The 14496-nt window shown below is 35.5% G+C and carries 12 protein-coding genes and 6 pseudogenes; 13 read left to right on the plus strand and 5 right to left on the minus strand.

Annotated features, from left to right (window positions below; all coding sequences use genetic code 11):
• Positions 1-114 precede the first annotated feature (114 nt).
• The 3 genes and pseudogenes from ABWU55_RS07110 to ABWU55_RS07120 all read left to right on the plus strand — a co-directional run.
• Positions 115-456: pseudogene (locus ABWU55_RS07110) on the plus strand (DUF6444 domain-containing protein); the annotation flags it as partial.
• A 63-nt stretch (positions 457-519) separates the two neighbouring features.
• Positions 520-1379 (plus strand): IS630 family transposase gene (locus tag ABWU55_RS07115; protein ID WP_156518142.1). Its coding sequence is split into 2 segments (ribosomal slippage): positions 520-844 and positions 844-1379, totalling 861 coding nucleotides; the frame shifts between segments, so codons are not numbered across the junction.
• A gap of 31 nt (positions 1380-1410) precedes the next feature.
• A pseudogene (locus tag ABWU55_RS07120) lies at positions 1411-1611 on the plus strand (IS66 family transposase); the annotation flags it as partial.
• A 7-nt stretch (positions 1612-1618) separates the two neighbouring features.
• Here ABWU55_RS07120 and ABWU55_RS07125 read toward each other — a convergent pair.
• Positions 1619-2018, minus strand: a pseudogene (locus ABWU55_RS07125) (IS4 family transposase); the annotation flags it as partial.
• Positions 2019-2234: 216 nt separating this feature from the next.
• Between ABWU55_RS07125 and ABWU55_RS07130 the strand changes: the two are divergent.
• Positions 2235-3182 carry an IS110 family transposase gene (locus tag ABWU55_RS07130; protein WP_209472550.1) on the plus strand — a complete coding sequence of 316 codons (948 nt, stop codon included), beginning with the start codon at positions 2235-2237 and terminating at the stop codon, positions 3180-3182.
• A 193-nt stretch (positions 3183-3375) separates the two neighbouring features.
• Here the strand turns inward: ABWU55_RS07130 and ABWU55_RS07135 are convergent.
• Positions 3376-4358, minus strand: a pseudogene (locus ABWU55_RS07135) (IS4 family transposase); the annotation flags it as partial.
• A gap of 244 nt (positions 4359-4602) precedes the next feature.
• Between ABWU55_RS07135 and ABWU55_RS07140 the strand changes: the two are divergent.
• The 7 genes and pseudogenes from ABWU55_RS07140 to ABWU55_RS07170 all read left to right on the plus strand — a co-directional run.
• A complete protein-coding gene (locus tag ABWU55_RS07140) occupies positions 4603-4932 on the plus strand; it encodes a transposase (RefSeq protein WP_141456678.1) in 330 nt (109 codons plus the stop codon).
• Positions 4916-5116, plus strand: coding sequence for a hypothetical protein (locus tag ABWU55_RS07145; protein WP_264378130.1), 201 nt, complete (start codon positions 4916-4918; stop codon positions 5114-5116). Before ABWU55_RS07140 ends, ABWU55_RS07145 begins: the two co-directional genes overlap by 17 nt.
• 19 nt (positions 5117-5135) lie before the next feature.
• Positions 5136-5543, plus strand: a complete 408-nt coding sequence (locus ABWU55_RS07150; RefSeq protein WP_353286299.1) for a transposase — start codon at positions 5136-5138, stop codon at positions 5541-5543.
• 7 nt (positions 5544-5550) lie between these two features.
• The gene (locus tag ABWU55_RS07155; RefSeq protein ID WP_231115842.1) at positions 5551-5889 is read left to right on the plus strand and encodes a hypothetical protein; all 339 of its coding nucleotides are present in this window, start codon (positions 5551-5553) and stop codon (positions 5887-5889) included.
• Positions 5890-5901: 12 nt separating this feature from the next.
• Positions 5902-6174 (plus strand): 30S ribosomal protein S15, encoded by a 273-nt coding sequence (gene rpsO, locus ABWU55_RS07160; RefSeq protein WP_006279944.1) that lies wholly within the window; start codon positions 5902-5904, stop codon positions 6172-6174.
• A gap of 14 nt (positions 6175-6188) precedes the next feature.
• Complete coding sequence (gene pnp / locus ABWU55_RS07165; RefSeq protein WP_095742791.1) at positions 6189-8462, plus strand: polyribonucleotide nucleotidyltransferase; 2274 nt, start codon at positions 6189-6191, stop codon at positions 8460-8462.
• Positions 8463-8667: 205 nt separating this feature from the next.
• Positions 8668-9051: pseudogene (locus tag ABWU55_RS07170) on the plus strand (DUF6444 domain-containing protein); the annotation flags it as partial.
• Positions 9052-9079: 28 nt separating this feature from the next.
• Here ABWU55_RS07170 and ABWU55_RS07175 read toward each other — a convergent pair.
• Together ABWU55_RS07175 and ABWU55_RS07180 are read right to left on the minus strand one after the other, a co-directional pair.
• Positions 9080-9931, minus strand: a pseudogene (locus ABWU55_RS07175) (IS630 family transposase).
• 89 nt (positions 9932-10020) lie between these two features.
• A protein-coding gene (locus tag ABWU55_RS07180) for an IS5-like element ISWpi1 family transposase (protein ID WP_094189578.1) occupies positions 10021-10853 on the minus strand; the annotation gives its coding sequence in 2 pieces (ribosomal slippage) (positions 10021-10484 and positions 10484-10853; 834 coding nt in all).
• Between the two features lie 63 nt (positions 10854-10916).
• Between ABWU55_RS07180 and ABWU55_RS07185 the strand changes: the two genes are divergently transcribed.
• Together ABWU55_RS07185 and ABWU55_RS07190 are read left to right on the plus strand one after the other, a co-directional pair.
• Positions 10917-11099: a hypothetical protein gene (locus ABWU55_RS07185; RefSeq protein WP_265038401.1), complete on the plus strand. Its 183-nt coding sequence runs from the start codon at positions 10917-10919 to the stop codon at positions 11097-11099.
• Between the two features lie 19 nt (positions 11100-11118).
• The gene (locus tag ABWU55_RS07190) at positions 11119-11511 is read left to right on the plus strand and encodes a transposase (RefSeq protein WP_223823060.1); all 393 of its coding nucleotides are present in this window, start codon (positions 11119-11121) and stop codon (positions 11509-11511) included.
• Positions 11512-11636: 125 nt separating this feature from the next.
• On the opposite strand, the gene ABWU55_RS07195 is transcribed toward ABWU55_RS07190, so the two are convergent.
• Complete coding sequence (locus ABWU55_RS07195) at positions 11637-14435, minus strand: WPE palindromic element domain-containing protein (protein ID WP_182282680.1); 2799 nt, start codon at positions 14433-14435, stop codon at positions 11637-11639.
• Between the last annotated feature and the right edge of the window lie 61 nt (positions 14436-14496).

The following is a 14496-nucleotide window of genomic DNA, read 5'->3' on the forward strand; positions in this document are numbered from 1 at the left end:
TTCAGCGGAGTGGTAGAATAAGGTAGACAAAGCAAGATAATAAAGATAATCATAGAGCAAAAGTGAGGTAATGTGGTAAACCTTTGAGAACTTTGCAAAAATTTACAGCAAAAAATAGAAAAACTGAAAGCAGAGATAGAAAACTTAAAAGCAGAAAATAAAGCTTTAAAGATAGAGAACGCTGAATTAAAGGAAAGGCTCGGTTTAAATTCAAAAAACTCATCCCTGCCCAGCTCAAAAGAGCTATACAAAATAAAAAAGGACAAGCCAAAAAGCGAAAGGAATGTTGGCGATCAGGTTGGGCATAAAGGAAATTTTCATGCCACAATGGAAGCGGATAAAGTAGTAAAAATAGAGTTGCCTAATATTTGCGAATGCGGAGGAGAGCTTGTAATATGCGAAAAACCTTATGTTCACCAAAAAGTTGATCTTCCGGAAATTAGGCCTTATGTAGTATAGCTCTTTCCACAGAAGTCCGGATATGATAAGATTAAGGATAGATGGCGATAAGGAGGTTGGATGCCGGCAGCATATAGTTATGATTTAAGAAAAAAAGCAATGGAAGCACTAGACGAAGGGGAAAGCAGAGAAGCAGTGGCAGCAAGATTTAAAATTGGACGAACTACTTTGTGGGAGTGGCAGCAAAGAAAAAAAGAAACAGGCGACTTTCAGTCAAAAAAACTCGGTAATGGAGGTTACAATCAGAAAATTATCGACTGGAATAAGTTTATCGAATTTGCTAAAAAACACGGTAGAAAAACTCTGTCGGAAATGGCTAAACTTTGGGGCAACGTTAGTATCCAAACGATCCACCGAGCTCTCAGAAAAATTGGATTTACGCGCAAAAAAAGACATATGGATACAAGGAAAGGAACGAAGAAAAACGTGCTGAATTCTTAAAAATTATAGCAACAAAAGAACCAGAAAACTTAGTGTATATAGATGAGTCTGGGATTGATAACACGGAGGACTATCCATATGGGTATTGCCAGAAAGGACAGCGATTTTATGCCCTAAAATCTGGAAAAAAAACTCAACGAATCAGCATGGTTGCAGCCTTAAGTAGAAGAAAGATAGTTGCTCCATTAACATTTGAAGGCCACTGTAATATGGATATTTTTAATGGATGGTTTGAGCAATTTTTGGCACCGATCTTAGAACCTGGACAAACTGTCATTCTTGATAATGCTACTTTTCATAAGTCTGATAAGCTTATCAAGCTCGCTAAAGGAGTCGGTGCAGAAATTTTGTATCTGCCGCCTTATTCTCCAGATTTTAACAAAATTGAGCATCATTGGTTTGCTATAAAAAACAGAGCCAGGAAAAACATTCCTCTATTCGAATCCTTTCGTCGTGCTGTTGATTCTGCCTTCCTATGACCTATTCGGACTATTATGAGAAATGCTATAATTGGAACATGGTCGTTGTTGGAGATGCAGAAAAAGAAAAAGTAGCAAGTTACCAGAAGGTGTTACGCCAGATACATTTGGTCCAAGGGTTAAGTCTATAATTGCAGCACCCAGAGGATTTTACAAAAACTCAAAGCGTGAAGTGGCTAGTATCATAAATGACATTTTTAATTTGAACATAAGTGTTGGCAGCATATCAAATCTTACTATTACCCACAAATATGAGGTTCGTGAGCAAGTCGCCATCCTTCTGCTAAATCAAAGAGACGTTTATATCCTTTCCAAAGAGTAATTGGTCCTGGTTTTGGGTCATTTTTTCTTGCTAAATGGCCTCCAAGTTCATGAAACAGCTTCTTTTATGTTGGGAACTACACTTGGACATGGTTTTCTGTGTATTTTAACGTATAAAACTTTCCATTCTTCTTCAGCTAATAAGGTAGTACATGGTAATGTTGCTTGCAATTGATGTAATAAAGAAGATCCTCCAAGCAATAATACTCATAACTGTTAGATATCTCATTAGTCTTTCTGCTATTCCAAGCCTACATTCTTCAACTTTGAGACCGGATTTAAAATTTTATGTAATATCTCTATTTTCCATCTAAGGCAATTGTAAGTTAAAAACGTGATATAAAAGAGATAAGAGAGAAAGATAACCCTGCTCACTAGGAATAGCGGGCGTGCGCGACCGAAAGGAAATTGGTATTACAACCGTTGGTATCAAGGTACGCTAGCCCTATCTCTCGATACGTTTGAATAGTTGCTTGGGACATATATATGCACCCGTTTACAATCTTAAATTAACTAAAACTATCGAGGTTTATTATGGTTACATCTTATCAAAATTTTATTGGCATTGACATCGGAAAATTTAAAAATGTCGTTGCAATTCACAAACAGAAGAATGCTGTCGAATTTGATAATAATGCTTCTGGTTGGCAACAATTATTTCAAGAGTTTTCAGATATTCTACCTAATGCTTTAGTGACTTTAGAAAATACAGGGAAATATGAGCTTGGCTTATCACATTTTCTTACCGACAAAAATATTGCCGTGCATCGAGCTAATACTCGTAAAGTAAAAAGCTTTATTTTATCTCACGGAACTTTAGCAAAGTCTGATAGATCAGATGCAAGAGCTCTTGCTCAATATGGATTTGAACGCCATAGAACTATCTCTCTATTTGTACCTACCTCTACAGAACAATCAACTTTGGCTGCACTTTGTCAACGTCGTGATGATATTACGCAAATGAGAACTCAAGAAAAATGCAGACTTGAAGCACCGGAAAATGATCATATAAAAGAAAGCTGTCAAAAGACCATTGAGTTTTTCGATAGTCAAATAAACGAACTCAATGATACTATACAAAAGATTATTGATGAAAGCCGCGAATTACAACAACGCCAAAAAATTCTTAAAACAGTTCCTGGAATAGGTAAAAAGTTATCACAAGATTTTTTGTGTTTAATGCCAGAGCTTGGTTACTTAAATAGAAAAGAAGTAGCAAGTCTTGCCGGAGTTGCACCGCATCCAAAAGAAAGTGGTAAAGCTGTTGGTTACCGAAGGATTACAGGTGGTAGAAGTAACGTTCGTTCAAAGCTCTTTACAGCCGCTATGGCTGCTACAAGGTCAAAATCTATACTTGGCGCCTTTTATTCTAAGCTTGTTGAAAGTGGTAAGAAGAAGATGGTGGCTATAACAGCCCTAATGCGTAAAATTATAGTAATTGCTAATACAAGACTTAAAGAAGCAATTAATTTGCATACTTAAAAATCTTCACAACGGTAACTGAAATTGGCTAATGAATATGTGCGTCCACACAGACTTAAAGCACATATTCATTAGCTTAAGCAGAAATTGCTGTGGTAGCTGTTTGATATAAAATTCTATTTCTATGACAAACGGGTTTTTATTGCCCATATAATTTGCAAAATTACACAAATAAAAAAATTTTTAAAAAACATAGTTGATACCAACTAATTTTTTCAACAGCTTCATCGAAAGTATTAACTGAAAGATTCGTTAATAGCATCCATTCTAGCGGTTTTTTTTAAGGGAAGGGGAGTTTTCTCAACAACATAAACTGCATAAAGTGGTAATTTAGGTAGTTCTTCCGTCTTATGCCTAATATTATTCTTAGATGGATTCATCATAAACTTTCCAAATCTAACTTCCAAACGTGCTGTTCTTTTTGGCTTATTATCTTTTACAGGAACTTCAACTTCTACCGTACCTGCACAATGAGAGGATTTAATAAATGCCCATAACTTCTGCTCACCTTTTTCAGGATATCGAGATTTTCTATTTACTGCTCTATCTCTGCATGCTCTAACTAGCACTGCCGAATTAAGATTATGTGCAAGCTCAAAAAAGTCATATATATCTGCTTCTCTATCGCATACAGTTATAGTCTCAGTTTGAGTTGGATCAATAATATTATTTGTTTTTCTTAAAGTTTCCAACCACTTTACGCTTTCTTTATCTTCAATGCGATCGCTCTTTTTTTTAAGGTTCTCAGTTTCTTCAGGTCTTGAATAAACTTTTTGATCTAGTATCCCTAGTACCAAACCTTCTATACTAAAGGCAAGAGCTGTATGCATTATAATACCTTTTGCAGTATCATAACTGGACAAATTTGCTAATCCGCTTGTTTTTTTATGGTTATTATATACAATGTAACTGGTATCTTGAATGACAAGAACCCTCTTGTGAGCTTTTGTTCTCTCAACCGTCTTATTAATATGTGTAGCTAAAATATCACTTTCTTTTACATTCTCATTTTGAAAAAAACGTTATGCTGTTTTTGCTTCTGACCAACTTTCACATGCTTGATTAATCTAACTTTCAGGTAATTTTGTCAAACATATCAGCAATCTTTACTAATCGCTCAGTTAACCTTTTATCTCCAAATTCATTTTTAGCCCATTCACTACTTTTACTTGCCATTTTACACCCTCAATATTTGCAAACTTTAATATTGTAATATTTTACTTTTTAGTCCATTTATATTTGTGGGTAATAGTAAGGAATGACACCGTCTTGGATGGAAACCAGTGTCAGCTACTTTCATGACACCATCACAAGGTGAAACTGGATCCCAGTGGGCTTTGTTGCATCGCTCAAGTGAAAAGAACTGGCAGTTACTGACAAAATTCATTATAAATAGCCATTTAACTGTTGAAGAAAAAATATGCCACAAAAAATGAGAGTCAGTAACTGCCATGAATATAACAAATTTCTCCAAGAAAGAGGAAGCATTTTTTGTTATATCAATGACGCCATAGAAAATTGGTACGAGAATTGTCCAAAAATGCAGGGCGGCAACTATATTTATAGTGATAAAGTTGTGATTTTGGTGCATATAATCGTCAGTTTCTTTAGAATTGGTTTAAGACAAACAGTCGGGTTTATAAAAGGGTATTTGCAACAAATAGGAAGAGATTTGGCAGTTATCAGCTATTCACAAGCATCAAGAAGGTTTAAGAAACTTAATATTAAGATAAATGATTGCAGAAAATAATATGGAAGATATCGAAATTGCTATAGACAGTACAGGAATTAGTATATACAACAACACTCCTGGTCACAGCAAGGAAAATAGCACTGACAGAAAATATCGTGGCTATGAGCAAACGAGAAAATTGCACGTAATGTTGAATATAAACAACAAAAAAGCCATAGCTGTAAAATACAGTAACGGCTGATCACTATGGAGCTTGTGATTTGCTAAAAGAAGTCGATTTTCAGTATGTCATAAAAGTACTATATGCAGATAGGGCATATGACAGAGAAAAGCTCTATAAGCTGTGTAATCAATATGGTATAAAAACGAAAATTCCTCCGCAAAACAACGCAGCAGAGCATCCAAAGTTAGACTATATGGCTGAGAGAAATTCTGCAGTCAAGCTCATAAAGTCATATGATGAAGATGGTATAAAGAAGTGGAAAAAAGAGATGAGTTATGGAAAAAGATCTTATATAGAAAGTTTTTTCTCGCAACTGAAACAAACATTCGGGTTTAGTTTTAGGAATAAATCTGAGACAAATAGAGAGAAGGAACTACTTGTTAAATGCTATTTGCTCAATAAGTTCACTGATATTGGTATGGCTAAATTTGAGATAGCTTCATAAATTTATTGTGCGTTACCTACTATCCGAAGAGCGATGCAACAAAGCCATCCCAGTGTCAGCTACTTGGATGACAGAGGGGGGTGGGATGACAGAAGATGATGGAGTGACAGGGAGTAATACAAAAAGTTTCGTCATCCCCATTGAATCGGCTTTAAAATCGATGTTCAAAGTTGAAATTTCCCTAGAAGATGCGGGGAAAATCAGAAAAGGTCAGGAAGTTGTATTAAATAACTTGCGTAATTTAAAGAATCATGATATTTGTTGTACGGTGGTGGGTAGTGTACCTATTGCAATCTGCAGTTTTATTTATGGTTGTGTGAAACCTATTCGTGTTTTTAATATTTAAAATGAGGTTTAGATGTCGATAACATCCGAAAAGAAAAAGAGTTTGATAAATATATATGCAATTAAAGAAGATGATACAGGCTCATCTTTTGTACAATGTGCAATTTTGACCGAGAGGATCAGTAACTTAACTGAGCATTTTAAAGTGCACAAGCATGACCATCACTCTAAGCGTGGTTTACTTATATTGATAGGTAGAAGACGCAAGCACTTAAATTATATAAAGCGTAAATTTGGTAATGAAGCCTATCAGGAATTAATAGAGAAGTTAGGCATTAGAAAATAATCGAGGAATTTAATATGTTTAAAATTATAAAAAAATCTATAGAGTGGGGTGGTCGTGCCTTATCTTTAGAAACAGGAAAAATAGCACGCCAAGCTCATGGTTCAGTAGTTGTAAATTACGGTGATACTTCTGTTTTAGTAACTGTTGTACGTAAAAAGAAGGAAGAAAGCGTTGATTTCCTACCTTTAAATGTGCAGTTTATCGCAAAAAGCTATGCCATGGGTAAGATCCCTGGCGGGTTTTTTAAAAGAGAAGGCAAGCCATCTGATAGAGAAACTTTAATCTCAAGAGTAATAGATAGAAGTATAAGACCACTATTCCCAGAAGGATTTCATGATGAAATTAGTGTGGTGTGCAATCTATTAACTTATGATACAGTCAATCCTCCTGAAGTGCCAGCATTGATTGGTGCTGTTGCAGCTCTTGCAATTTCTGGTGTTCCCTTTCACTTTACTATAGCTGGAGTGATGGTTGGTTGTGATGAAAATAATAACTATATACTCAACCCTTCTGTTCAAGAGATGAAAGCAAGCAGCTTGGATCTGTTTTTGTCTGGTGATGAAAATTCAATTTTAATGGTTGAATCAGAAGTGAAAGAGCTCTCTGAAGAAAATGTTTTTAATGCAATAAAATTTGGCCATGAACACCTTAAGCCTGTCATTAAGCTCATAAAAGAGTTTGCTGATACAATTGGCAATAAACCTGAGAGCTTTGCCCCTATTGATGCATCAGATATAACACAAGAGCTCGAAAAATACGGTAAAGATTTTGAAAAAGCATATTCGCAAACAGTCAAACAAGAGCGAGTTCAAGCTCTAGAAGCGATCAGAGAGAATATATTGAATACTCTTAAAGAAACTGGAAAAGACGAAAAGTTAATTACGTATGCAGTAAAAAACTTTGAAAGATCTTTAGTACGTGAAATAATTAGGAAGAAAAGTGTAAGGATAGACGGTCGTAAGCATGATGAGATACGTCAGATAGAAGTTGAAGTTGATATTCTGTCCAAAACTCACGGTTCTGCACTATTTACAAGAGGCAATACTCAGGCACTGGTTGTTACTGCTCTTGGCACCACTCAAGATGAGCAAATTGTGGATGATATTGAAGGGGATAGACGTGAGCATTTCATGTTGCATTATAACTTTCCCTCATTTGCTGTTGGAGAAACTTCTGCTGCGCGTGCACCAGGAAGAAGAGAAATCGGTCATGGCAAACTTGCTTGGAAAGCAATTCATCCTGTTTTACCCGATAAGTCTGAATTTCCTTATACAATAAGAGTAGTGTCCGAAATTTTGGAGTCTGATGGTTCTTCTTCTATGGCAACAGTTTGTGGGACTTCTCTTGCTTTAATGGATACGGGTGTGCCAATAAAGGCCCCTGTTGCTGGAATTGCTATGGGTCTCATCAAAGATAAAGACGAGTATGTAATACTTTCCGATATACTTGGTGATGAAGATTATCTTGGTGATATGGACTTTAAAGTAGCAGGAACTAGTGAAGGGGTTACGGCGCTACAAATGGACATGAAAATTTCTGGTATAAGCTTTGAAATTGTTGAAAAATCTTTAGAACAGGCAAAAGCTGGAAGATTACATATTTTAGAAAAAATGAATGCAGTGATTTCAGAACACAGTGATGATGTCAAAGACCATGCACCAAGGATGTTATCATTTTACATAGATAAAGACAAAATTTCTGCTGCTATAGGTTCTAAGGGGAAAAATATACGCAGTGTGTGTGAAAGAAGTAATGCAAAAATTGAAATAGGAGATGATGGTAAAGTTTCTGTTTTTGCTACGAGTGGCACTGAAGCTGAAATTGCAAAGAGTATGATGATTGATTCAATAACAGAACTAGAACAAGGTTCTATAGTTGATGTCAAGGTTGTAAGAATAGAGAAGTCTATTGTAGAGCTTGAATTTCTTAATGGCAGAAAAGGAAAAATGCACATAAGTGAAGTAGCTAATGAACATATAGATTCTATAGAGAGCGTACTTAAACAAGATGATACTTTCAAAGCACTAGTAATTGACTTCGAAAAAGGTGGGTGTCCAAAGTTGTCAAGACGTCGGGTTGATCAAGAGACGGGAGAGTTTTTTGAAGGTGAGCTTTACAACGAGGAAAGGAAAGATGGTCCAAATGACAGGGATAATTATTACAATAATTCATTTAGTAGAAAACCTGGAGGAAGTCACCATAAGAGGCCTCCTCGTCCTCGTTCTGGTTTCAGCAACAGAAATAGGCCGAAATTTGGTAATAATGATTCATCATCAGGTTTTTATTAAGAGTAAACTTCTTGCGTTACCTCTCGTCATTCCAGTGCTTAACACTGGAATGACACCCTTTCTGGTGAAGGTTGTTCTCAAATCACAATGTTAGTACAATTGTGGTGTTAGCTATAGCTAACCCAAGGTATCCGTTCAGCGGAGTGGTAGAATAAGGTAGACAAAGTGATCTAAAAAGATAATCATAGAGCAAAAGTGAGGTAATGTGGTAAACCTTTTAGAACTTTGCAAAAATTTACAGCAAAAAATAGAAAAACTGAAAGCAGAGATAGAAAACTTAAAAGCAGAAAATAAAGCTTTAAAGATAGAGAACGCTGAATTAAAGGAAAGGCTTAGTTTAAACTCGAAAAATTCATCTCTACCGAGCTCTAAAGAATTGTACAAAACAAAAAAGGACAAGCCAAAAAGCGAAAGGAATGTTGGCGATCAGGTTGGGCATAAAGGAAATTTTCATGCTACAATGGAAGCGGATAAAGTAGTAAAAATAGAGTTGCCTAATATTTGCGAATGCGGAGGAGAGCTTGTAATATGCGAAAAACCTTATGTTCACCAAAAAGTTGATCTTCCGGAAATTAGGCCTTATGTAGTATAGCATTTCTCATAATAGTCCGAACAGGTCATAGGAAGGCAGAATCAACAGCACGACGAAAGGATTCGAATAGAGGAATGTTTTTCCTGGCTCTGTTTTTTATAGCAAACCAATGATGCTCAATTTTGTTGAAATCTGGAGAATAAGGCGGCAGATACAAAATTTCTGCACCAACCCCTTTAGCAAGCTCGATAATCTTATCAGACTTATGAAAAGTAGCATTGTCAAGAATGACAGTCTGTCCAGGTTCCAAGATCGGTGTCAAAAATTGCTCAAACCATCCATTAAAAACATCCATATTACAGTGGCCTTCAAAGGTTAACGGAACAACTATCTTTCTTCCACTTAAGGCTGCAACCATACTGATTCGTTGAGTTTTCTTTCCAGATTTTAAGGCATAAAACCGCTGTCCTTTCTGGCAATATCCGTAGTTCGGTGTTATCAATGCCAGACTCATCTATATACACTAAGTTTTTAGGTTCTTTTGTCGCTATAATTTTCAAAAATTCAGCACGTTTTTCTTCGTTTCTTTCCTTGTATCCATATGTCTTTTTTTGCGCGTAAATCCAATTTTTTTAAGGGCTCGATAGATCGTTTAGATACTAACGTTGTTCCAAAGTTTAGCCATTTCCGATAGAGTCTTTCCTCTGTGTTCTCTGGCAAATTTGGCAAAGGTATCCCAGTCGGTAATTTTGTGATTGTAACCCCCATTTCCAAGTTTTTTTGATTGAAAGTCTCCTGTTTCTTTTCTTCTTTGCTGCCACTCCCATAAAGTAGTTCGTCCAATCTTAAATCTTGCTGCCACTGTTTCTCTGCTTTCTCCTTCGTCTAGCGCTTCCATTGCTTTTTTTCTTAAATCATAACTATATGCTGCTGGCATTCAACCTCCTTATCATCATCTACCCTTATCCTATCACATCCGGACTTTTATGGAAAGAGCTATAAGAGGTTGTCCGGAAACTAGTAAATTCAAGCATATTCCCTCTTTAACATAACCCTACTCATAGCTAGGTATATGAAATTCTCAGTGGATGTTGTGAGTAAATCATACTCCTTCGATAGCCTTCTATTCCTATTAACCCAAGCAAAAGTCCTTTCTACAACCCATCTTCTTGGCTGTACTTTAAACCCTTGTTCTCTTGTTGGTAGTAGCTCAGGTGGCGTATCTTTGTGCACCCAAAATCTACATGGAGGCCTTTTAACAATTTCAATATCTATGTCATATTCTTCCTTTATGTGATTCTTTAAATTTCTTCCTTGGTATCCCATGTCAGCCCACATTTTTTTAACTTTAGTATATTTTGTTCTCATATTGTTTAATGCTATTTTAATACCATCTCTATCATTTTCGTTAGCAGCGCCTACGTAACAACCTAGTATAAAACCCTGAGTGTCTGTAATTATATGCCTTTTTCTACCCTTTACTTTTTTACTTCCATCATAGCCTTTGATCCCCCCTTTTCTGTAGTCTTTACAGATTGACTATCTACTATACAGGCACTCGGCTGCTCATTCCTTCCTATTTTTCTTCTACTATATTTTGTAATTTCATAATTCATTTTCTCAAAAATTCCCTGCTTCTTCCATTGCCTGAACTGCTCATACACAGTCTTCCATAGCGGAAAATCATTTGGTAAATACCGCCATTGACACCCTGTACGCAATACATAGAAAATTGCTTCTAATATTTCTCTTTTGCTATACTTTGGCGGCCTTCCTCCTTTCTTGTATGATACTCTGAAGTGTTTTTCTATTCTTGCCCATTCCCTTTCGCTTAGATCTGTTGGATACTTTTTTCTCATCTTTACCCCGTACTAAAATTTCAGATATTATAGCCTTTTACTAGTTTCCGGACAACCTCTAATATGGAAGATATCGAAATTGCTATAGACAGTACAGGAATTAGTATATACAACAACACTCCTGGTCACAGCAAGGAAAATAGCACTGACAGAAAATATCGTGGCTATGAGCAAACGAGAAAATTGCACGTAATGTTGAATATAAACAACAAAAAAGCCATAGCTGTAAAATACAGTAACGGCTGATCACTATGGAGCTTGTGATTTGCTAAAAGAAGTTGATTTTCAGCATGCCATAAAAGCACTATATGCAGATAGAGCATGTGATAGGCACAAGTTTTATAAGTTGTGTAACGAATATGATATAAAGACAAAAATTCCACCAATAAACAATGCGGCAGAACATCCAGAAATAGATTATATGTCTGACAGGAATGCTGCTATTAGGTTAATAAAATTATATGGTGAAGATGGCATGAAAGAATGGAAAAAAGAAGTAAATTATGGGAAAAGATCTTATATTGAAGGGTTTTTCTCAAGATTAAAGCAAATATTCGGATTTAGTTTTAGGAATAAATCTGAGATAAATCGAGAAAAAGAACTAAATGCTATTTGCTTAATAAATTCACTGATATTGGTATGGCTAAATTTGAGATAGTTACATGAATTTACCATAAATCACCATCTCATAAAGTGTGATGCAACAAAGCCATCCCAGTGTCTGGGCACTGGGATGACACCCTTTTGGATGGAAACCAGTGTCAGGTACTCGGATGACACCATTTACAACCACTCTCCTACCCTTTCTAGCTGTTTATAGCTGTTAAATCTCAGGAATTTATCAAAATATGGAGAGGCAATAAAGGGTGTGGAATTACTTAAATAGTTAGATAAAAAACCAGGCAGATCATTTTTTAATTCTTGCATTTTGTATCTATAATTTTGTATAGAAATAACTTTTATTTTATCATAATCAAGTTTCCAATAAGCAAGTTCTGAGACTTCTCTTTTTGTTATATGTTCTACCGCTAAGGCTTGTAAAATTAATTGCGGAAAAAATCCCGACATTACTTCTTCATTGGAAGGTGGTGTACCAAGCTTATAGTCTATAATTGCCACTTGCCCACTTGGTAGATACTCAACTCTATCACATCTTGCTATCAGTGAAATTTCTTGTGGCTTATTTGTCATCCAAGCAGTTTCATACTGATCACAAGAACCAGTGTCACGCGCTGGAATATGAAATATCGGACAGGAAAAGTTCTTTTCCAACTCAACATAATTGCTTCGAGTTTCATCAAATTCGACAAAAGATTGAATTATCTTTTGTAGTCTTACCCACCACATATTTGAAAAATTAAACTGACTAGTCGAGAATGCTTCTCGTGCAATGCTCATTGGAGATTTTTTGTTGCGTAAATATCTTGCAAGAATGTTGTGTACCATAGTGCCAAATTCCAATATCGATGGCTTGAAATTCAAGTCTCTTAATTGTTTAAGACCCAGTATATATTCAACGTAAAATGAATAAGGATTACGAATTAGCTTTTCTATTGCACTGCAAGACATCACCTGCATTTTTTCTTTTCTAACTTCGGTTTGAGGTTTTGGCATAGGCTGAGTACATGGAACAGTACATTCAGGCGTATTTAATATCCTTAGCCAATCACGATACGGCTGCTTCCCCTCCTTGAGTAGAATTTCCAAACGCTGCAATAGAATTGGCTTTCTATGGCTTAGCGATCTTGTAATATAAACCTTACTTGCACAAAACAAATTGTGTAAAGTATAAAAAAAATACCCCTGCTCTTCTTGTGCAGAAGGAAGATTAAATTTTTCTCTCGTAAGTGCATTCAAAAGCGGACTTTGAAAGCTTGGCGCTTCATTAAATCCAGCAAGTATTACAACTTTGTTGTGATATAAGCTGAATTTATTCAAGTCACTTGCTACAAAGAAAAACTCTTTCTCTAAAAATAAGGTCAGAATTTGGCTATATAACTCTAAGGAGCATTTAATTCCTACACCCTCACATGCATTTGAGAAATTACAGGTAAAATTACCTATTTCACTATTTAGCTCTGAAAAATTTATACCAGATAATATATTAATACACTGCAAATGAGTTGCTACCACATCGAAAATAGAGCAATTTATAGAACGAAGTAAAGGATTAAATATAACCTCTAACTTACTGATAATAAGTAATATATCTTCTTTGTATTTTAGCTTTTTATGGGCATTGATAGCATTTATAATATCGCTCAGACCATTTGTACTAAAGTTGCGTAATATCTCTATTTCAAATTCAGATAAAATCCGAGTGTACTCTTCTTGAGTGTAACCAAAAGTCACTAGCCTATGTTTAAGGAGCGAAAGTAATGACACACTGCTCCAATTTGAGGTCAAAACTTCGATACTATAAAGCAGAAGCGTTATATAAGGGTAATTTTCCGGTATGGCACTGTGTTGCCTTGATAAACATGCTATACGAGCTGCAAGTAATTTATCAAAGACGACCAAAGAAATGTTTTCATAACCTTCATTTTCTATAATTAATGATGTCACTTGTGCTTCTTCCTCTCTGGAATCACAAGTGATGACTTCAATATTGCCAACATGTCCACTACTAACTTTGCTTAGATCGGCAGTTGTATCAAAGACGTAATCTAGATATTCCTCAGGACTTCCTGTTATCCCAGCCCTTTCTTCTGTCATCCAAGTAGCTGACACTGGGATCCAGTTTTCATTATACAGCCACCTGGTGCGCTCATTTAAAGTTAAGTTTTCTGGATCCCAGTGTCTGGGCACTGGAGAACACGCTTCTGGCAGAAAACTAACATCCCTTCTATCCACTTTTAAATAATCGAGCAGATCTTTCAGGCAATATTGATAATGTTTTTTATCAAGCGATTTCCAGTCTTTCTCTTTAATTTTCAAATTCAAGTTAGGCAAAATTATTTTTCCAAATGGCAGATCATATATAGCCCTAATTAACGACTTATCCTTTCCAATTCCAACAAAGATTATATATTGGTCTTTTTGTAAAGAGATTATCATATTGTTTATGTAATCACTCTTATGTTTTAATATATCTACTACTTCTAAATCTTTTAAAGTTTTACTCCAAGTCTCAGTGAGTAAGCTTATGAAATTCTCTATTTTTTTTGAATGTTCATCAAATTGATAACAATCCGTTGTTTGGGTAGATTGAATTTTATCAAGCAGTGATGGCAGGCTATAAGCTAAATCAATTGGAAAATTATCATTATTTTTTCTATTCCACTCCAATATGAATTGAATGAGTAGCAGTGTCCTTTTTGTTGGCTTGATAACTTTAACCCTATCAAGATTTAATATTAAATCTTCCTCATCAATATTCTCTAGCGAAACTATCTCTGGCAAAATTATGCATTTTTTAGCGTTATGATTCTTGAATGCACTCAGCAGCGCTATCACATCCCTCTTGCAAGGAAGTATGATTTTTACTTCAGGAATTTTTTCTCTTTCATATTCAGAAAATATGTGCTGAACCAGCACATCAAAAAGAGATTCATCCACATTAACGGTAAAAACTCTTCCCACTAACAGTAACAATTAATACAATATTTTATTGTATAGAAATTATTCAAAATATAAACGTGCT

This window comes from Wolbachia endosymbiont (group A) of Crataerina pallida (genome assembly GCF_964028475.1).
GTDB lineage: Bacteria > Pseudomonadota > Alphaproteobacteria > Rickettsiales > Anaplasmataceae > Wolbachia > Wolbachia pipientis.

Coding starts and splice junctions, on each gene's coding strand:
- ABWU55_RS07130 (WP_209472550.1), top strand. CDS start 2,235: ATGGTTACATCTTATCAAAATTTTATTGGCATTGACATCGGAAAATTT.
- ABWU55_RS07140 (WP_141456678.1), top strand. CDS start 4,603: ATGCCACAAAAAATGAGAGTCAGTAACTGCCATGAATATAACAAATTT.
- ABWU55_RS07185 (WP_265038401.1), top strand. CDS start 10,917: ATGGAAGATATCGAAATTGCTATAGACAGTACAGGAATTAGTATATAC.
- rpsO (WP_006279944.1), top strand. CDS start 5,902: ATGTCGATAACATCCGAAAAGAAAAAGAGTTTGATAAATATATATGCA.
- ABWU55_RS07145 (WP_264378130.1), top strand. CDS start 4,916: ATGATTGCAGAAAATAATATGGAAGATATCGAAATTGCTATAGACAGT.
- pnp (WP_095742791.1), top strand. CDS start 6,189: ATGTTTAAAATTATAAAAAAATCTATAGAGTGGGGTGGTCGTGCCTTA.